Origin of the sequence: Caulobacter sp. BK020, from assembly GCF_004342605.1 — a bacterium.
Taxonomy (GTDB): Bacteria; Pseudomonadota; Alphaproteobacteria; order Caulobacterales; family Caulobacteraceae; genus Caulobacter.
Genome location: NZ_SLZL01000009.1, coordinates 139,934 through 157,169 on the forward strand (window position 1 = coordinate 139,934; position 17,236 = coordinate 157,169).

20 protein-coding genes and 2 tRNA genes are annotated in these 17,236 nt (G+C 68.3%); 17 read left to right on the top strand and 5 right to left on the bottom strand.

Going from position 1 to position 17,236, the window contains the following annotated elements; all coding sequences use genetic code 11:
• Positions 1 to 64: 64 nt before the first annotated feature.
• The 3 genes from EV278_RS13120 to EV278_RS13130 form a co-directional block, all read right to left on the bottom strand.
• Positions 65 to 679, bottom strand: coding sequence for a hypothetical protein (locus EV278_RS13120; RefSeq protein ID WP_132091914.1), 615 nt, complete (start codon positions 677 to 679; stop codon positions 65 to 67).
• 133 nt (positions 680 to 812) lie between these two features.
• A tRNA-Gly gene (locus tag EV278_RS13125) sits at positions 813 to 887 on the bottom strand.
• A gap of 46 nt (positions 888 to 933) precedes the next feature.
• Positions 934 to 1,008, bottom strand: a tRNA-Gly gene (locus EV278_RS13130).
• Positions 1,009 to 1,277: 269 nt separating this feature from the next.
• Between EV278_RS13130 and EV278_RS13135 the strand changes: the two genes are divergently transcribed.
• From EV278_RS13135 to EV278_RS13145, 3 genes are all read left to right on the top strand, one after another.
• Positions 1,278 to 2,138 (top strand): SDR family oxidoreductase, encoded by an 861-nt coding sequence (locus tag EV278_RS13135; RefSeq protein WP_132091917.1) that lies wholly within the window; start codon positions 1,278 to 1,280, stop codon positions 2,136 to 2,138.
• A 95-nt stretch (positions 2,139 to 2,233) separates the two neighbouring features.
• Complete coding sequence (locus tag EV278_RS13140) at positions 2,234 to 2,374, top strand: hypothetical protein (RefSeq protein ID WP_165916633.1); 141 nt, start codon at positions 2,234 to 2,236, stop codon at positions 2,372 to 2,374.
• A gap of 98 nt (positions 2,375 to 2,472) precedes the next feature.
• Positions 2,473 to 2,940, top strand: coding sequence for a Fic family protein (locus tag EV278_RS13145; protein WP_243692185.1), 468 nt, complete (start codon positions 2,473 to 2,475; stop codon positions 2,938 to 2,940).
• A gap of 2 nt (positions 2,941 to 2,942) precedes the next feature.
• On the opposite strand, the gene EV278_RS13150 is transcribed toward EV278_RS13145, so the two are convergent.
• Entirely contained in the window at positions 2,943 to 3,815 is an 873-nt protein-coding gene (locus EV278_RS13150) for an alpha/beta hydrolase (protein WP_132091926.1), read from the bottom strand.
• Between the two features lie 57 nt (positions 3,816 to 3,872).
• Here EV278_RS13150 and EV278_RS13155 point away from each other — a divergent pair, with 57 nt between their 5' ends.
• From EV278_RS13155 to EV278_RS13165, 3 genes are all read left to right on the top strand, one after another.
• On the top strand, positions 3,873 to 5,039 hold the full coding sequence (locus tag EV278_RS13155) for a glycosyltransferase family 4 protein (protein ID WP_132091929.1): 1,167 nt from the start codon (positions 3,873 to 3,875) through the stop codon (positions 5,037 to 5,039).
• Positions 5,036 to 6,007, top strand: coding sequence for a glycosyltransferase family 9 protein (locus EV278_RS13160; protein WP_132091932.1), 972 nt, complete (start codon positions 5,036 to 5,038; stop codon positions 6,005 to 6,007). The genes EV278_RS13155 and EV278_RS13160 overlap by 4 nt, the downstream gene beginning before the upstream one ends.
• 119 nt (positions 6,008 to 6,126) lie before the next feature.
• Positions 6,127 to 6,834: a VCBS repeat-containing protein gene (locus EV278_RS13165; RefSeq protein ID WP_132091935.1), complete on the top strand. Its 708-nt coding sequence runs from the start codon at positions 6,127 to 6,129 to the stop codon at positions 6,832 to 6,834.
• A gap of 36 nt (positions 6,835 to 6,870) precedes the next feature.
• On the opposite strand, the gene EV278_RS13170 is transcribed toward EV278_RS13165, so the two are convergent.
• Positions 6,871 to 7,482 carry a YitT family protein gene (locus tag EV278_RS13170; protein WP_132091938.1) on the bottom strand — a complete coding sequence of 204 codons (612 nt, stop codon included), beginning with the start codon at positions 7,480 to 7,482 and terminating at the stop codon, positions 6,871 to 6,873.
• Between the two features lie 270 nt (positions 7,483 to 7,752).
• Here EV278_RS13170 and infC point away from each other — a divergent pair, with 270 nt between their 5' ends.
• From infC to EV278_RS13220, 11 genes are all read left to right on the top strand, one after another.
• Positions 7,753 to 8,274 (top strand): translation initiation factor IF-3, encoded by a 522-nt coding sequence (gene infC, locus EV278_RS13175; protein ID WP_035072784.1) that lies wholly within the window; start codon positions 7,753 to 7,755, stop codon positions 8,272 to 8,274.
• 192 nt (positions 8,275 to 8,466) lie between these two features.
• Positions 8,467 to 10,374 carry a S9 family peptidase gene (locus EV278_RS13180; protein WP_165916642.1) on the top strand — a complete coding sequence of 636 codons (1,908 nt, stop codon included), beginning with the start codon at positions 8,467 to 8,469 and terminating at the stop codon, positions 10,372 to 10,374.
• Positions 10,375 to 10,535: 161 nt separating this feature from the next.
• Positions 10,536 to 10,736: a 50S ribosomal protein L35 gene (gene rpmI, locus EV278_RS13185; RefSeq protein WP_018061454.1), complete on the top strand. Its 201-nt coding sequence runs from the start codon at positions 10,536 to 10,538 to the stop codon at positions 10,734 to 10,736.
• Between the two features lie 15 nt (positions 10,737 to 10,751).
• Entirely contained in the window at positions 10,752 to 11,111 is a 360-nt protein-coding gene (gene rplT, locus EV278_RS13190; protein ID WP_018061453.1) for a 50S ribosomal protein L20, read from the top strand.
• Between the two features lie 229 nt (positions 11,112 to 11,340).
• Positions 11,341 to 12,414, top strand: coding sequence for a phenylalanine--tRNA ligase subunit alpha (pheS, locus tag EV278_RS13195; protein ID WP_132091940.1), 1,074 nt, complete (start codon positions 11,341 to 11,343; stop codon positions 12,412 to 12,414).
• Between the two features lie 138 nt (positions 12,415 to 12,552).
• Entirely contained in the window at positions 12,553 to 14,991 is a 2,439-nt protein-coding gene (gene pheT, locus EV278_RS13200) for a phenylalanine--tRNA ligase subunit beta (protein WP_132091943.1), read from the top strand.
• A 258-nt stretch (positions 14,992 to 15,249) separates the two neighbouring features.
• Positions 15,250 to 15,396 carry a hypothetical protein gene (locus tag EV278_RS24035; protein ID WP_165916634.1) on the top strand — a complete coding sequence of 49 codons (147 nt, stop codon included), beginning with the start codon at positions 15,250 to 15,252 and terminating at the stop codon, positions 15,394 to 15,396.
• Between the two features lie 120 nt (positions 15,397 to 15,516).
• Complete coding sequence (locus EV278_RS13205) at positions 15,517 to 15,813, top strand: hypothetical protein (RefSeq protein WP_056762867.1); 297 nt, start codon at positions 15,517 to 15,519, stop codon at positions 15,811 to 15,813.
• On the top strand, positions 15,810 to 16,079 hold the full coding sequence (locus tag EV278_RS13210; RefSeq protein ID WP_132091946.1) for a hypothetical protein: 270 nt from the start codon (positions 15,810 to 15,812) through the stop codon (positions 16,077 to 16,079). Before EV278_RS13205 ends, EV278_RS13210 begins: the two co-directional genes overlap by 4 nt.
• A 62-nt stretch (positions 16,080 to 16,141) precedes the next feature.
• Positions 16,142 to 16,738, top strand: coding sequence for a peptide-methionine (S)-S-oxide reductase MsrA (msrA, locus tag EV278_RS13215; RefSeq protein ID WP_132092137.1), 597 nt, complete (start codon positions 16,142 to 16,144; stop codon positions 16,736 to 16,738).
• A 53-nt stretch (positions 16,739 to 16,791) separates the two neighbouring features.
• Entirely contained in the window at positions 16,792 to 17,124 is a 333-nt protein-coding gene (locus EV278_RS13220; protein ID WP_132091949.1) for a hypothetical protein, read from the top strand.
• Positions 17,125 to 17,236 lie beyond the last annotated feature (112 nt).

Below are 17,236 nucleotides of genomic sequence, written 5' to 3' on the forward strand. Positions count from 1 at the left end.
AGGTTCACCGCGAAGGTTAGATCAGGAATCGCCCCCGGCTAGAAGCTGGTGCGAAGAGCCGCCGCTAGAACGGCGTCCGGCACTTCTGCTTGGCGTGGACCCCGCGCAGGAAGCCGCGGCGCGCCAGGCCCGCATCGACGGCGGCGTTCATGCGGCGATCGGCGGGGGCCGCGCCGGTCAGTTCGCGCACGATGCCGCGGAACGGGATGATGGTGTTGATCACCGTCTTGCCGCCGGCCTCGGCCAGCTTGCCGGCGCGATTCTCCTTCAGCTCGTTGCCGACCACATAGTCGGGGCCGAGCACCTCGTTGAGGCGGGTGACCTCGGCGGCCAGCTGCTTGCAGGTCTTCAGGCCCTTGAGGCTGTAGGGGTCTTCCTGCGCGGTGATCAGGATCGGCGGGATCTGGCGCTTCATGACGCCGACGTCGCGCGCCGGCTGGGTGCCGATCTCGATGGACTTCTTGCGGGCCTGGGTCCAGCCGGACTCCTCGCCCTCGGGCTTGTCCCCATCCTTCTGCTCGGGCGTCGGTTCCGGCGCCGGCGCCGAGGTGGCGGGCTTCCTGATGGGATATTCGGGCTTGGCGTGCGTCTGGGCCTGGGCCGCGCCCGCCAGGGCCAGCACCGCCGCGATCGCCGCCAGGCGGCCCACGCGCGAGCGTCGAAGAACGAATTCAGTCATGGTCCAGCACCCCAGCCCGTCACCCTTTCACGCGGGTGATCACCGATCCGCAACGACGGCCCCGCGCAATGGGTTCCATAGGCCTATCAGGCCCTGACCGGATGCGTCACGCTTCAAATTCTGGAAGGGAAATTGGAGCGGGCGAAGAGATTCGAACTCTCGACCCCAACCTTGGCAAGGTTGTGCTCTACCACTGAGCTACGCCCGCATCCGGGATATTTCGGGTCTCGTTCCATCGCCGGAGAACCGGAGAATGGAGCGGGCGAAGAGATTCGAACTCTCGACCCCAACCTTGGCAAGGTTGTGCTCTACCACTGAGCTACGCCCGCATCGGCGAGGGCTGAAACAGCGCCCCGCGACGAGGAGGCGGCTTATGGCAGAGCGCCTTGCGATTGGCAAGCGGTCAAAGCGGGGTTGTTGGGGATGAAGCGGTGGCGGCCCCCTCAGTCGGCTTCGCCGACAGCTCCCCCAGAGGGGGAGCAGCTCGCATGGCGTTGCTCCTCCCCCGCTGCGGGAGGTGGCCCGAAGGGCCGGAGGGGGTTGCGCGAACGCTCGTTTTGACCGTCAATCGCCGCTCTTTTCGGGGGACTTTAGCGTCTTGCGTCTGTTCGTGTTCGGATTGGGCTATGTCGGCCAGGCCTTCGCCGAGGCCCTGACAGCCAGGGGCTGGAGCGTCGCGGCGACGGCGCGGGACGCCGAGGGCGCCGCGCGGCTGCGCGCTCTGGGGATCGAGCCCGTCGACCCCGAGGACCGCGCCGCCATGACTGCCGCCATGACCGGCGTCAACGCCGTGCTGGTCACCGCCCCGCCCACCGCCGAGGGCTGCCCGGGCCTGGAGGCGACCATCCCCGCCCTGGCCGCCGCCCAGGCGTTCCCCGACTGGATCGGCTACCTGTCGACCACCGGCGTCTATGGCGACTTCGAGGGTCGCTGGGTGTTCGAGAGCTCGCCTTTGAAAGCCCAGTCGGTCGAGGGCGCGCGCCGGGTGGGGGCCGAGCGCGACTGGCGCCAGGTGGGGCGCGGCATGGGCCTGACGGTGACCACCTTCCGCCTGCCGGGCATCTACGGCCCCGGCCGCAGCGCTCTGGATCGCCTGCGGGCCGGCGAGGGTCGCCGCATCGTCAAGCCCGGCCAGGTGTTCAGCCGCATCCACCTGGAGGACATCGTCTCGGGCCTGCTGGCCTCGCTGGACCGCCCCCGGGCCGGCGGCGTCTACAACCTGGTCGACGACGAACCGGCCCCGCCGCAGGACGTGATGGAGCACGCCGCCAGCCTGCTGGGCGTTGCGGCGCCGCCCGACCTGCCGTTCAACGAACTGGGCCTGTCGCCCGCCACCCGCCGCTTCTACGCCGAGAACAAGCGCGTCTCGAACGCCCTGGCCAAGGCCGAGCTGGGCTGGCGGCCGAAGTATCCGACCTACCGCGAAGGTCTGGCGGCGATCCTGAAGGCGGGGGGTTAGGTGCGCGGACCCGCTCTTTCAGCTATGCTGGTGTCATGAGAGCCCGGCTGTCAGCAACCGAAATAGATCAGGCCCGCTATCGCAGGCTGGGCGCCATGCGATTGCAGGAGATCGAGGGCAACCCGCTGTCGAGCGATGACATCGCGATGTTCGAGATGTTCGAGCGCGAAGCTTGGCCGCACGACCGACGCCTAGCGCACATCCTCGCGGCCGTGGCGCCGCTGCCGGCCGAGTGAGCGGACGAGACCCGTACCTCCACCCCGCTCGACCGGTCCTCAGAAATAAACTTGGCGTTCTAGACGTCGATCGGCTGGCGCAAGTCGAGCGCCGCCTAGTGACGCAACGCATTGCCGAGGGCTCGCCCTCAGGCGCGTTCGATTTGGCCCATCTGCGCGCCATCCACCGCCACTTGTTCCAAGACATCTATGATTGGGCTGGAGAAATCCGGACCGTCGAGATCGCCAAGGACGGCCACCAGTTCCAGCTTCGTCGCTTCATCCCGGTCGGCATGGCCGACGTCCACCAAAGGCTCGTGGCGACCGACTTTCTACGCGGCCTGACCCGACGAAACTTCGCCGAAGCGGCGGGCGTCATCGTCGGGGATCTGAACTACGTACATCCGTTTCGAGACGGCAATGGTCGAACGCAGTTGCAGTACCTCGACGCCTTGGCGCGCCAGGCCGGCCATCCCCTTGAGCTCGTACGGTTGTCGCCGACCGGTTGGCTGGCCGCATCCCGAGCCGCGCACAAGGGCGATTATCGGTTGATGGTCGAGGAGATCGACAGGGCGACCGGTGGCTGAGGTCATTCCTCCTCCTCGCTCGCCCATGGCGCCGGCGCCAGCGCCTCCAGGTTCGGGGCGCCGCGCAGACGCGCCGCTCGGGCCAGGCGGCGGGAGACCAGATCGCCTTCCCCGTCCAGCTCGACCAGCCTCCGCGCCTCGGCCACGGCCGCGGCCAGCCGCTCCAGGTCCTGGGGCCGCGACAGGCGGTGGTCGCCGTCCTTGACCAGGGTGAAGACCACGTCGTCCGATTTCAAGCCGTTGGCCAGCTCCAGGGCGTGGGTCCACGGCACGTCGGGGTCGGCCCCGCCCTGCAGCACGCGCACCGGGACGTCGATCGGCACGGGCCCCGGCAGGATCGACCAGCGGGCTCCATCGTCCAGCAGGTCGCGGGTGATCGGATAGCCGCCGTCGTCGTATTCCGAAGGCCGGATCCAGCGGCCGTCGCGGGCGATCGCCGCCCGGGCCTCGTCCGACAGCTCCGGCGCCATCAGCTTCTCGGTGAAGTCCGGCGCGGGGGCGACCAGCACCAGGGCCTTGACCCGGTCGGGGCGGGCGATGGCGGCCAGGCAGGCCAGCCAGCCGCCCATCGACGAGCCCACCAGCACCAGCGGCCCCTGCGTCAGTTCGTCGATCACCGCCAGAACGTCCTCGCGCCAGCGGCTGATCGTGCCGTCCTCGAAGGCGCCGTCCGACTCGCCGTGGCCGAAATAGTCGAACCGCAGGTAGCCGCCGCCGGTCGCCCGGGCCTGGTCGGCCAGGACCTGGGCCTTGGTCCCGGCCATGTCGGAGTGGAATCCGCCCAGCCACACGACCGTGGGTTGGGTTCCGTGGACGACGCGATACGCCAACCGCAGATTGTCGTTGCGAACGAGGTGCTGAAGGGAATCGGTCATGGCGCGGCCTTGTTCATTTCGGTAACTACGACCCCTCAAACCTCGTTAGGGCAACGCGTGTCCATCCTCCCCGACGATTTCACGCTTTTGCAGGTCACCCCGGAACTGGAAACCGGCGGCGCCGAGCAGACGACCATCGACGTGGCCCACGGCGTGATCGCCCAGGGCGGCAAGGCCCTGGTGGCCACCAAGGGCGGGCGCATGGCCGCGCGGCTGGAAGCCGACGGCGGCCGCCTGGCCCAGATGCCGGCCCAGTCGAAGAACCCGCTGATCATGCTGGGCAATGCCGCGCGGATGATCGACCTGATCCGCCGCGAGAAAGTCAGCTTGGTCCACGCCCGCTCGCGCGCCCCGGCCTTCAGCGCCCTGTGGGCGGCCCACGCGACCAAGACGCCGTTCGTGGCCACCTATCACGGGGTCTACAACGCCAAGTCCAACCTCAAGCGCTGGTACAACGCGGTGATGACCAAGGGCGACCTGGTGATCGCCAATTCGGAATATACCCGCGCCCATGTGATCGCCGAGCATGGCGTTCCGGCCGACCGGGTGGTGGCCATCCCGCGCGGCGTCGACCTGACCCGCTTCGAGCCGGGCCTGGTTTCGGCCGAGCGGATCAAGGCGCTGCGCGACGCCTGGGGCGTCCAGGCCGAGGATCGCCGGCTGAAGGTGCTGCTGGCCGGCCGGCTGACGCGCTGGAAGGGCCAGGCCCTTGTCATCGAGGCCATGGCGCGGCTGAAGGCGATCTCCGACACCCGCATCCTGCTGCTGCTGGTCGGCGACGACCAGGGCCGCAAGGCCTATCGCGCCGAGCTGGAGCACATGATCGCCCAGGCTGGACTGCAGGACAGCGTCAAGCTGGTGGGCCACTGCGACGACATGCCGGCCGCCTACCTGGTGGCCGACCTGGCCATCGCCCCGTCGCTGGAGCCCGAGGCCTTCGGCCGCACGGCGGTCGAGCCGCAGGTGATGGGCAAGCCGGTGATGGCCGCCGACCATGGGGCGGCGCGCGAGACCGTGGTCAATGGCGAGACCGGCTGGCTGGTGGCCCCAGGCGACGTCGAGGCCTGGGCCGCCGCCCTGTCCAACGCCTGCGAGTCAGGCGCGGCCCGGCGCCAGGCCATGGGCATGGCCGCCCGTTCGCGCGCCCGGAAACTCTATTCGGTTGACGCGATGGTCGAAGCAACGCTCAAGGTCTACGCACGGGTCCTGGAGACGAAGCGTTGAGCAAGGAAATCAAGAAGGTCCTGGTGATCAAACTGGGCGCCCTCGGCGATTTCGTTCTGGCCCTGGCGGCGATGAAGAAGATCCGCGAAGCCCATCCGCGCGCCAAGATCACCCTGCTGACCACCCCGCCCTTCGAAGCCCTGGCCAAGCTGTCGCCCTACTTCAACAGCGTCGAGACCGACGGCCGGCCCAGCGACTTCGGCGACCTGACCGCCCTGCTCAGCCGTCTGCGCCAGGCCCGCTACGACCGCGTCTACGACCTGCAGACCAACAGCCGCACCAACTGGTACTTCCAGGCCCTGCGGCCCTTCCCGCCGGCCTGGTCGGGCATAGCGGCCGGCTGTTCCCTGCCCCAGCGCGGCAAGGCGCGCTACCGCATGCACACCCTGGAACGACAGGCCGACCAGCTGAAGCAGGCCGGCGTCTGGCCCGACGCGCCGACCGAGCCGGGCAGCGCCCCGCCGCCCGACCTGTCGTGGATCCTGCGCCGGACCAAGGAGCCGCGCCCCGTGGTCGGCGCCCCGGCCCCGCGTCCCTATGTGCTGCTGGTGCCGGGCGGCTCGGCCCACCGGCCCGAGAAGCGCTGGCCGACGGAGAGCTACGCCCAGCTGGCGGCGCTGCTCAAGGCGCGCGGCCTGGACATCGTGATCATCGGCGGCCCGCAGGAAAGCGCCATGGCCCGCCAGATCCAGAAGGCCGTAAGCCAGGCCCGCGACCTGACCGGCCGCACCGACTTCGCCCAGCTGGCGGTTCTGGGCGCCAAGGCCGTCCTGGCCGTCGGCAACGACACCGGCCCGACCCACCTGCTGGCCGCGGCCGGCGCCCCGACCATCGCCCTGTTCTCCGACGCCTCGGACCCGGAACTGTGCGGCCCCCGCGGCCACGTGACGGTGATCCGCTCGCCGGACCTGAAGGCCCTGCCGGTCAGCACCGTGGCCAGCGCGGCGATCTCGCTGCTGCCGCACTGAATTCCCACTGGCCGGTCGATCACCGTCTCATCCACGCGAGGGCGCCTTGTCACGCCTGAGAAATAGGCGCACCTTGGGTTGAATAATCCAACATAAAATCCTTAACGTTGAGGGACGACATGAGCTTCAAGAAGCACCTGTCGAGGTTCGTCGTCGCGGCTGCGCTCGTAACGGGGCTCTGCTCCGTCGGAAACGCCCAGAGCCCGCCGGTGCGCCATCTCAGCTTCTATGGCATGGGCGATTGGGATGGCGACGGCCACCTCGATCTCGTCGCCCGCAACGCCGCCGGCGACCTGATGCTCTATCCCGGCGAAGGCCGGCGCGGCTACAGCCAGACCCAGCCGATCAAGATCGGCAATGGCTGGAACGCTCTCAGCTTCTACGGCATGGGCGATTGGGACGGCGACGGCCACCTCGATCTCGTCGCCCGCAACGCCGCCGGCGACCTGATGCTCTATCCCGGCGAAGGCCGACGCGGCTACAGCCAGCCCCAGCCGATCAAGATCGGCAATGGCTGGAACGCCCTCACCTACTACGGCATGGGTGATTGGGACGGCGACGGCCACCTCGATCTTGTCGGCCGCAACGCCGCTGGCGACCTGATGCTCTATCCCGGCGAAAGCCGGCGCGGCTACAGCCAGACCCAGCCGATCAAGATCGGCAATGGCTGGAACGCCCTCACCTACTACGGCATGGGTGATTGGGACGGCGACGGCCACGTGGACCTCGTCGGCCGCAACGCCGCCGGCGACCTGATGCTCTATCCCGGCGAAAGCCGGCGCGACTACAGCCAGACCCAGCCGGTCAAGATCGGCAATGGCTGGTGACCTCGCTGCGGAGCGCGCGCCGGTAACGATTGGAGGCTAATACCCCTCGTACCGCCCCGGCTTGTGGTTGGCGATGATCACCACGCTGAGCGCCACGGCCGAGAGGATCGACAGCAGGAGCTTGTCCCAGCTGACCACCGCGAAGGCCGCGGCCACGATCAGGCAGTCGGACGCCATCTGCACCTTGCCGGCGCTGATCCCGCGCTTTTCGTAGAGCCACAGGGCCAGCACCCCGATCCCGCCGACGCTGGACTTGTGCCGGGCCAGGGCCAGGATGCCCATGCCGATGATCGTGCCGCCGAAGACCGCGGCGAAGACCGGATCGACCGTGGTGATCTTCAGCCAGGCCGGCATGCCCAGGGCCAGGCCGGCCAGCAGCAGGTTGGTGACCAGGGTCTTGCCCGTGAACACCCAGCCCAGGGCGCGCTGGGCCAGCACGTAGAACGGGATGTTCAGCAGGAAGAACAGCACCCCGACCGGCCAGTGGGTCAGGTAGGAGAGGATCAGCGCCACCCCCGCCATCCCGCCCGTGGTCAGGCCGGCCGCCTTCAGCAGGGTCAGGCCCACGGCGATGAAGCTGGAGCCGATCAGCAGGGCGTGGACGTCCTCGATCGGCGTGTGGCGGGCGGCGGCGGTGGGGGTGCTCATGGGCGGGTGAAATAGGTCGCGATTGGAAAAGGAGGCCGACCCGACCCGACGTTTCGCTCCCAGCGTCCCTTCTCGGCGCATCCGGTCCCGCAAAAGGGGGACTTGGACGCGCATGCGCCTTGATAGCGCGGGAGTCCTTCGTCATATATCACTTGCGAACGCGGCGTCCCCCGGACTCCGCGCGAACTCATTCAACGATACGCTTCCGGATCATCAGGTCCGGCGGCAAACGCCCTTAAACAACACCGGAGCCGCCCTATTCGCCGTCCTATGCAAACGCCGCCCGTCAAGGATGGTCCGCGTATCAACGAAGACATTCGGGTCCCCCGCGTCCTGCTGATCGACCAGAACGGCGAGAAGCAAGGCGAGATGCCGATTTCCGCCGCCCTGGAGGCGGCCGAGGAAGCCGGCCTGGACCTGGTCGAGATCGTGCCGAACGCGAACCCTCCGGTCTGCAAGATCCTGGACTACGGCAAGTTCAAGTTCCAGGAGCAGAAGAAGAAGAACGAGGCTCGCAAGCGGCAGAAGATCGTCGAGCTCAAGGAAATCAAGCTGCGCCCCAACATCGACATTCACGACTACGACGTGAAGGCCAAGTCGATGCACCGGTTCTTCGAGGAAGGCGACAAGGTCAAGGTGACCCTGCGCTTCCGCGGCCGGGAAATGGCCCACCCCGAACTGGGCATGAAGCTGCTGCTCAAGGTCAAGGCCGACTTCGAAGAAGTGGCCAAGGTCGAATACGAGCCGCGCATGGAAGGCCGCCAGATGATCATGATCCTGGCCCCGCGCTAAAGGATCGGCGATTCCGTCAAGCTTTTCGAGACGCCCCGGCCCGCAAGGCCGGGGCGTTTTTCTTGCCCCCTCGCGCAACCAGGCGGTGCGAAACAAGCTCGACAGTAAGGCGAGCCTTGCTATCTTGCGCGGAGCTTGGGGGATCTACGCGTGTTGAAGAGTGGGTTGGCCGCCGCGACGGCCGGTTTCGTCATGGCTGCGGTCGCCGGCGCCGCGTCGGCGGAGGCCCCACCGCTTTCGGTCTATGGCCGCCTGCCCAATGTCGAGCAGGTCGAGATTTCGCCGGACGGCACGAAGCTGGCGATCGCCGTCACCGACGGCGAGAACCGCATGCTGGCCATCCGCGAGGCCGCCGAGGGCAACAAGGTGATCACGGCCATGAAGTTCGGCTCCACCAAGCTGCGCGGCGTGCAGTGGGCCGGCCCGGAGCACGTGCTGATCACCACCTCCAGCACCGCCGAAGTCTACGGCCTGGCCGGACCCAAGCGCGAATACCTGATGGCCTTCGACTTCAACCTGGTCACCAAGAAGCAGCGCCTGCTGATCAGCGACCAGGAGGACGCCATGAACATCGTCCTGGCTTCGCCGGCGGTCCGCATCATCGACGGCGTGCCGTTCGCCTTCGCCCAAGGTGTCCATTTCATCGACAGCCAAGGCGAGAACACCCTCTACAAGATCAATCTGAAGACCGGGATCACCCGTCGGATGGACAGCGGCGGTTCGCAGGACACCGACGAGTGGCTGGTCGCGCCCGACGGCCAGCCCCTGGCCCAGTCGCTCTACGACGAGAAGCAGGGCGCCTGGTCGCTGAAGATCAAGGCTGAGCGCGGCTGGACCACGGCCGAGAAGGCCATCTCGAAGATGGGCTCGCGGGGACTTAGCGGCCTGGGCCGCGACGGCCGCTCGGTGCTGGTCTGGTTCGACGACGAGAACGACGAGGATAAGACTTACCTGCGCGAATACGCGCTCGACGGCTCGCACGTCACGGTGCCGGACAGCGAGAAGTTCGACAGCCTGATCCACGCCCCCGACGGTTCCAGCCTGGTCGGCGCCTTCAGCCTGGTCGGCGACGACCGCCGCTACACCTTCTTCGACGCCAAGCTGCAGGCCAGCTGGAACGCCGTGGTCAAGGCGTTCCCGGGCGATCAGGTCTCGCTGGCCTCCTGGTCGGACGACAAGCGTCAACTGGTGGTGGAGGTCGATTCCCCGACCCAGGGTCCGGCCTACGCCCTGGTCGACCTGAACACCAAGAGCGCCCGCTTCCTGACTGACGTCTATCTGGACCTGACGCCGGAGGGCGTCTCCAAGGTCGAGCCGATCAAGTACAAGGCCGCCGACGGCCTGGAGATCACCGGCTACCTGACCCTGCCCAACGGCAAAGATCCCAAGAACCTGCCGCTGGTGGTGCTGCCGCACGGCGGCCCCCAGGGCCGCGACAGCCTGGGCTTCGACTGGTGGAGCCAGGCCCTGGCCTCGCGCGGCTACGCCGTGCTCCAGCCCAACTTCCGGGGCTCGCAGGGCTTCGGCTACAGCTTCGTCAAGGCCGGCTTCGGCCAATGGGGCAAGGCCATGCAGACCGACCTGTCCGACGGCGTGCGCTTTCTGGCCAAGCAGGGAACGATCGATCCCAAGCGCGTCTGCATCGTCGGCGCCAGCTACGGCGGCTACGCGGCCCTGGCCGGCGCGACCCTGGACAAGGGCGTCTATCGCTGCGCCGCCTCGGTGGCCGGCCCGGCCGACCTGAAGCGCATGCTGGTCGACAGCAACAAGCTTTATTCGACCAGCAACAATTCCACCCTGCGCTACTGGCTGCGGTTCATGGGCGCAGAGGGGCTCAAGGACCCCGACCTGACCGCCATTTCGCCAGCCAGGCTCGCCGACAAGGTCGAGATCCCCGTGCTGCTGATCCATGGCAAGGACGACACCGTGGTTCCCTACGTCCAGAGCACCCTGATGGCCGACGCTCTGAAGAAAGCCGGCAAGCCGGTCGAGCTGGTCACCCTGCCCAGCGAGGACCACTGGCTGTCGCGCGGCGCCACCCGCCTGCAGATGCTGACCTCGGTGGTCGGCTTCCTGGAGAAGAACAACCCGCCGAACTGACAGATCGTCACCCCGCGCGAGGGACGGAGACGGCGCTTGCCTTCCGCGTCCCTTTCCCGTACTAACCCCGCCTTTCCGGAACCGCCTGGCCAGTTTGGCATGCCATGGCGGTTCGTCATGCTATCTCAAGAGGACGGGGCCGTTAAACGCTCCGACGCGAAATGCCTAAGTTGAAGACCAAGTCGGGCGCGAAGAAGCGCTTCAAGATCACCGCCACGGGCAAGCTGAAGGCCGGCGTCGCCGGCAAGCGCCACCGCCTGATCGGCCACAACGGCAAGTACATCCGCCAAAACCGCGGAACGAAGGTGATGAGCGAGGCTGACGCCAAGACCATCCGTTCGTACCTGCCCTACGGCCTTTAAGAGGAGCGCTGACACATGGCTCGCGTTAAACGTGGCGTCACCGCCCACGCCAAGCACAAGAAGGTTCTTGAACAGGCGAAGGGCTTCTACGGCCGCCGCAAGAACACCATCCGCACCGCCAAGGCCGCCGTCGACAAGGCCGGCCAGTACGCCTATCGCGACCGCAAGGTGCGCAAGCGCGCCTTCCGCTCGCTGTGGATCCAGCGCATCAACGCCGGCGCCCGCACCGAGGGCTTCACCTACTCGCAGTTTATCCACGGCCTGGACGTGGCGGGTATCGTGATCGACCGCAAGGTGCTGTCGGACATCGCGGGCAACGACCCGGTCGCGTTCAAGGCCATCGCCGACAAGGTCCGCGCCGCCCTGGCCGCTTAAGGTCTTCTGTCGGGTTCGTCCCGATTGCGATCTGAAGAGCCCTCCGGTACGAGCCGGAGGGCTTTTTGCTGCGCGTCGTGCGGCAAACCCCCTCCGGCCCTTCGGGCCACCTCCCCCAGAGGGGGACGATCTACGCCGAGCCGATGCTCCCCCTCTGGGGGAGCTGTCGGCGAAGCCGACTGAGGGGGTCTCGCCCCCCCGCTCCAAATCCTCTAGACGGAACCCCGTCATGACCGATCTCACCACTCTCGAAGCCGACGTGCTGGCGCAAGTCGCCGCCGCCGGCGATCTCGCCGCCCTCGACGCCGTCCGCGTCGCCGCCCTGGGCAAAACCGGCTCGATCTCGGGCCTGCTCAAGACCCTGGGGTCGATGAGCCCCGACGAGCGCAAGGAACGCGGGGCGGCGATCAACGTCCTGCGCGACCGCGTGCAGGCGGCGTTGAACGACCGCAAGGCCGCGCTGGAGACCGCCGCCCTCGACGCGCGCCTGGCCAGCGAGACCCTGGACCTGACGCTGCCCGCCCCGCGCCGGCGTCGCGGCGGCGTCCATCCGACCATGCAGACCATGGACGAAATGATCGCCATCTTCGCCGAGATGGGTTTCGCGGTGGCCGAAGGTCCCGACATCGAGGACGACTTCCACAACTTCACGGCCCTGAACTTCCCCGAGAAGCACCCGGCCCGCGAGATGCACGACACCTTCTTCTTCAATCCGAAGGAGTCGGGCGAGCGCATGCTGCTGCGCACCCACACCAGCCCCGTGCAGGTGCGGACCATGCTGTCGCAGAAGCCGCCGATCCGGATCATCGCCCCGGGCCGCACCTATCGCTGCGACAGCGACGCCACCCACACGCCGATGTTCCACCAGGTCGAGGGCCTGGTGATCGACAAGGGAATCCACATGGGCCACCTGAAGTGGACCCTGGAGACCTTCATCGCCCGGTTCTTCGAGACCGACGCGGTGACCACCCAGTTCCGGCCGCACCACTTCCCGTTCACCGAGCCCTCGGCCGAGATGGACGTGCAGTGCGACCGCTCGGGCGGCGAGATCCGCATCGGCCAGGGGACCAGCTGGCTGGAGATCCTGGGCTGCGGCATGGTCCATCCGAACGTGCTGCGCGCCTGCGGCATCGATCCGGACGAGTATCAGGGCTTCGCCTTCGGCATGGGCGTCGACCGGCTGGGAATGCTGAAATACGGCATGCCCGACCTGCGCGACATGTTCAGCTCGGACGGCCGCTGGCTGGACCACTACGGCTTCTCTGCGTTCGCCGCGCCGAACGTGGCGAGCGGCTTGAGCTGATTGATGCTCCCCCTCTGGGGGAGCTCCCGGCGAAGCCGGGTGAGGGGGGAGTTGGCGCCGATCGCGCGGCCGCCTCCCCCTCCACCACTTCGCGGTCCCCCTCCCCCAGAGGGGGAGGATTTTGCAGAGATTGAACCGATGAAATTCACCCTCTCCTGGCTCAAGGACCACCTCGACACCGAGGCCTCCGCCACCGACGTCGTCGCCGCCATGACCATGGCCGGCCTCGAGGTCGAGCACGTCACCGACCCGGCGTCCAAGCTGGCCGCCTTCACGGTGGCCAAGATCGTCGAGGCGGTGCAGCACCCCAACGCCGACCGCCTGCGCGTCTGCCAGGTCGACACCGTCGACGGCCGCAAGGAGATCGTCTGCGGCGCGCCCAACGCCCGGCCGGGCCTGACCACCGTCTACGCGCCGATCGGCGCCTATGTGCCGGGCCTGGGCGTGACCCTGGTCGAGAAGCCGGTGCGCGGCGTGGTCTCCAACGGCATGCTGTGCTCGGGCTCCGAGCTGGAGGCCGACGACGGCTCCGAGGGCATCCTGGAGCTGCCGGACGCCCTGGCCGTCGGGACCCCGGCCGCCCAGGCCCTGGGCCTGGAAGCGGTGATCGACTTCGAGGTCACTCCCAACCGTCCCGACTGGCTGGGCGTGGCCGGCATCGCCCGCGACCTGGCCGCGGCCGGGGTCGGGACGCTGAAGGATCTGTCGATCGCCCCCGTGCCGGGGACCTTCCCCTGCCCGATCGCGATCAAGGTCGACGGCGACGCCTGCCCGGTGTTCAGCGGCCGTCTGATCAGGGGCGTCAAGAACGGCCCGTCGCCCAAGTGGCTGGCCGACCGGCTCAAGGCCATCGGCCTGCGCCCGATCAACACCCTGGTCGACATCACCAACCTGATCACCTACGACCGCGCCCGCCCGCTGCACGTCTATGACGCCGCCAAGCTGGTCGGGACGACGATCGAGGCGCGCCTGGGCCGGCACGGCGTCAACGGCGACGAGCATTTGATCGCCCTGGACGGCAAGACCTACGAGCTGACCCCGGAGATGTCGGTGATCTCCGACGCCGACGGCGAGCGCCCGGTCGGCCTCGGCGGGGTGATGGGCGGCGAGAGCACCGGCTGCTCGGACGACACCACCGACGTCTTCCTGGAAAGCGCCTGGTTCGACCCGATCCGCACGGCCCAGACCGGCCGCGTGACCGGCATCAACAGCGACGCCCAGTACCGGTTCGCCCGCACGGTCGACACCGGCTCGCTCGTGCCCGGCCTGGAGCTGGCCACGAAGCTGATCCTGGAGCTGTGCGGCGGCGAGGCCTCGGAGATCGTGGTGGCCGGCCAGGCCCCGGCCGCGCCGGGTCCGATCCTGTTCGACCCGGCCTATGTCGAGGCCCTGTCGGGCCTGACCATCGCGCCGGAGCGCACGTTGAAGATCCTGACGGACCTGGGCTTCACCCTGTCGCCGCCGACCGACGTGCCAGCGACCGAGTTCGCCACCCACGCCGAAAGCCTGGTCTGCGTCACGCCGCCGACCTTCCGCCGCGACGTGCAGGGCAAGGCCGACCTCGTCGAGGAAGTGGCCCGCATCGCCGGCTACGCCGCCCTGCCCTCCACTCCGCTGCCGGAAGTCCCGCGCGCGGTCGGCGGCGTGCTGACCCCGCGCCAGGCCCGGACCCGCATCGCCCGCCGCGCCCTGGCCGCGGCCGGCTACAGCGAGGCGGTCACCTGGAGCTTCACCAGCCAGAAGATCGCGGCCCTGTTCGGCGGCGGTTCGCCCGAGCTGGTGCTGGCCAATCCGATCGCCTCGGAACTGGACTGCATGCGCCCGTCGATCCTGCCCAACCTGATCGAGGCGGCCGGCCGCAACGCCCGCCAGGGCTTCCCGGACGTGGCCCTGTTCGAGGTCGGGCCGGTGTTCTTCGGCGACCGGCCGCAGGACCAGAAGACCACGATCGCCGCCATCCTGGCCCCCCGCGCCCCGCGCGGCTGGGACAAGGCCAAGCCGGAAGACGTGTTCACGGTGAAGGCCGACCTGCTGGCCCTGCTGGAGGAGATCGGCGCACCGGTCGCCTCGCTGCAGACCGCCCAGGGAACGGCCTCGTCCTGGTGGCACCCCGGTCGCTCGGCGCGGCTGCAGCTGGGTCCCAAGGCGGTGCTGGCCGAGTTCGGCGAGCTGCACCCGGCCGTGCTGAAGGCCCTGGACGTGGCCGGCCCGGTCTACGGCTTCGAGATCACCCTGGAGGCCGTGCCCGAGCCGAAGAAGAAGTCGGTCAAGACCAAGCCGGCCTTCACGCCTTCGCCGCTGATGCCCCTGACCCGCGATTTCGCCTTCGTGGCCGACAAGGCCAAGGCGGCGGGCGACCTGGTCAAGGCCGCGGCCGGCGCCGACAAGGCGCTGATCGCCGCCGTGCGGGTGTTCGACGTCTATGAGGGCCCCGGCGTGCCGGACGGCTCCAAGTCGGTCGCCCTGGAGGTGGTGATCCAGCCGCGCGAAAAGACCCTGGCCGAAGCCGAGATCGAGGCCCTGTCGGCCCGGATCGTGGCGGCGGTCGAGAAGGTGGGCGGCAAGCTGCGGGGTTAATCTCCACACTTGCCCCCACCTGGCGACTACGTCGCCTGTCCGCCCCCATAGGGGGCGGAGCGCTCGCGAGAAGGCTCCGCCCCCTGTGGGGGCGGACAGACCGCGAAGCGGTCAGGTGGGGGCAAGTGATCACCACCGGAGCACCACCGCACATTCCTTGCCCATCCCGCGCCATTCGCCGCATCAATGCGCCCAGACCTTGCGCCTGCCCCACGCCCACGCTACCTGTAACGTCGCACACGGAGTTTTACCGCCAAGATGCTCTCGCAGCTGGCCATGAACGTTCTGATCGCCACCGGCCTCACCGCCGGCGTCGCGATCGCGTGCGCGCGCAGCATTATGATGCAAGCCAAGATTAAAACCGTTCGTGTGCGAACGGGGCAGCACAGGCGCGCGGTCGACTAGACGACCAACAAGCCGAAGATCGCAAGATCCGCAAAGCCCCGCTTCCCACCAGGAGCGGGGTTTTTGCTGTGCGGTCATCGGTCCCTTCAAATCCTCTTAAAATTTAGGGACCTTGAACCCATGAGCTACCTGCCTTCCCCACCCGCCTTCAATTCCGACCACGAAGGCGTCACCGTCCACCAGCTGCTGCTGGCCGCCCACGACGCGCCCTCGGCGCTGGAGGCCGTCCGCCAGGGCCTGGCCGACAGCGGCGCCGAGCTGTGCGCCCTGTCGATGAAGCCGGTCGGCCAGATCGTCGAGGGTTCGCTGCGCGTGCGCCATCTCAGCGACCAGGCCGCCCGCCTGCTGGCTCGCGACCTGGCCGCCTGGCCCGGCGTCACCTCGGCCAGCGTCGAGCATCAGTGGGTGCGGCCATGAGCCTGGTTGAGCCCGCCAAACCGGACGAGGACAAGCGCCGGCTCTTCCTGGTGATCGCCGACGACACGCCCGACGCCCTGATGCGGGTGCTGGGCGTGGCCAACGTCCAGCAGACCCGCCTGCGGGCCCTCAGCGCCCAGCCGGACGGCGCGGGGCTCAGCATCCGCCTGGAGCTGGACGATCAGGGCGACGAGCGGGCTCAGACCCTGGCCGCCCGCCTGTCGGCCTGCCCCTCGGTGCGCGGCGTCGGATTTGGTTGGCGCTAGGCTGTAACCTTCGGGCCGCCTGATCCGTATTCAGAGGCAGGTCCCCCCGGAGTTCCCCGATGATCCGCCGCCTCTTCATCTTGGCCGCCAGTTTCGCCGCCATCCTGCTGCCCGCCGACGTGCTGGCGGCCGGCAAGCCCGCCCCGCCCCAGACCGCCGTGTTCGCCGGCGGCTGCTTCTGGTGCATGGAGAACGACATGCGCGGCGTTCCCGGCGTGCTGAAGGTCGAGAGCGGCTATACCGGCGGCCATGTGGACCGGCCCACCTATCGCGACGTGACCAGCGAGACCTCGGGCCATTACGAGTCGGTGCGGGTCACCTACGACCCGGCCAAGCTCGACTACGGCTACCTGCTCTACCGCTACTGGAAGCTGGTCGACCCCACCGACGATGGCGGCCAGTTCTGCGACCGTGGCCCGTCCTACCGTCCGGCGGTGTTCGTCACCCCGGTCCAGCGGCCGATCGCCGAAAAGTCGCGCGCCGAGGCCGCCCAGCGGCTGAAGACCGGGACGATGAAGGCCCAGATCCTGCCGCTGCAAACCTTCTGGCCGGCCGAGGCCTATCACCGCGACTACGCCAGGAACCACGCCATCGAATACCACGCCTACCGCTTGGGCTGCGGCCGCGACCTGCGGCTGAAGCAGGTGTGGGGCGGGTAAGGACGCCATCCGCCAAGGTGGCGCTTTGCTAGAGGACTGATAAGGTCGTCCGTATGATCGACGGCGCATCGCAACCGACCAGTCTTGAGGACATCAGCGCTGGCCTGCTCAATGGCGCCCTGTTAGCGCTGCTGGGCAGCACCGTCGCCGGCTTCATCGCCTGGCAGATCGTGGCGCAACTTTCGGGTTGGCTGCCCGACCTGAAGGCCATGACGGCGGGCCTCCCGCCCGTCGATTTCAAGGCCATGACGGTCGGTGAACGACGCGCTGTGATCTGGGACAGCGTGACCGGAGTCATGCTGCTCGTGCTGGCCGGTGGCTTCATCCGGTCTGGCATCCGGCTCATTGGAAAAAGCCTGGCGCTGCTACGCGCCCGCCGAGGCTAGGGAAGCGCTCCCTTCAGATCGGAAGAGCGAGCAAAGCAAAATTATACCTGTAATTTCGCACTCGACTTCCGGCTGAACGCGTGAAACCTTGAGCGCCAAAACCGGGAGGCGC

What these genes read in the sequence shown, in the direction of transcription:
- EV278_RS13120 (WP_132091914.1), bottom strand. Translation starts at nt 679, where the DNA reads ATGACTGAATTCGTTCTTCGACGCTCGCGCGTGGGCCGCCTGGCGGCG.
- EV278_RS13140 (WP_165916633.1), top strand. Translation starts at nt 2,234, where the DNA reads ATGCGATTGCAGGAGATCGAGGGCAACCCGCTGTCGAGCGATGACATC.
- EV278_RS13150 (WP_132091926.1), bottom strand. Translation starts at nt 3,815, where the DNA reads ATGACCGATTCCCTTCAGCACCTCGTTCGCAACGACAATCTGCGGTTG.
- EV278_RS13165 (WP_132091935.1), top strand. Translation starts at nt 6,127, where the DNA reads ATGAGCTTCAAGAAGCACCTGTCGAGGTTCGTCGTCGCGGCTGCGCTC.
- EV278_RS13170 (WP_132091938.1), bottom strand. Translation starts at nt 7,482, where the DNA reads ATGAGCACCCCCACCGCCGCCGCCCGCCACACGCCGATCGAGGACGTC.
- infC (WP_035072784.1), top strand. Translation starts at nt 7,753, where the DNA reads ATGCAAACGCCGCCCGTCAAGGATGGTCCGCGTATCAACGAAGACATT.
- EV278_RS13180 (WP_165916642.1), top strand. Translation starts at nt 8,467, where the DNA reads ATGGCTGCGGTCGCCGGCGCCGCGTCGGCGGAGGCCCCACCGCTTTCG.
- rpmI (WP_018061454.1), top strand. Translation starts at nt 10,536, where the DNA reads ATGCCTAAGTTGAAGACCAAGTCGGGCGCGAAGAAGCGCTTCAAGATC.
- rplT (WP_018061453.1), top strand. Translation starts at nt 10,752, where the DNA reads ATGGCTCGCGTTAAACGTGGCGTCACCGCCCACGCCAAGCACAAGAAG.
- pheS (WP_132091940.1), top strand. Translation starts at nt 11,341, where the DNA reads ATGACCGATCTCACCACTCTCGAAGCCGACGTGCTGGCGCAAGTCGCC.
- pheT (WP_132091943.1), top strand. Translation starts at nt 12,553, where the DNA reads ATGAAATTCACCCTCTCCTGGCTCAAGGACCACCTCGACACCGAGGCC.
- EV278_RS24035 (WP_165916634.1), top strand. Translation starts at nt 15,250, where the DNA reads ATGCTCTCGCAGCTGGCCATGAACGTTCTGATCGCCACCGGCCTCACC.
- EV278_RS13205 (WP_056762867.1), top strand. Translation starts at nt 15,517, where the DNA reads ATGAGCTACCTGCCTTCCCCACCCGCCTTCAATTCCGACCACGAAGGC.
- EV278_RS13210 (WP_132091946.1), top strand. Translation starts at nt 15,810, where the DNA reads ATGAGCCTGGTTGAGCCCGCCAAACCGGACGAGGACAAGCGCCGGCTC.
- EV278_RS13220 (WP_132091949.1), top strand. Translation starts at nt 16,792, where the DNA reads ATGATCGACGGCGCATCGCAACCGACCAGTCTTGAGGACATCAGCGCT.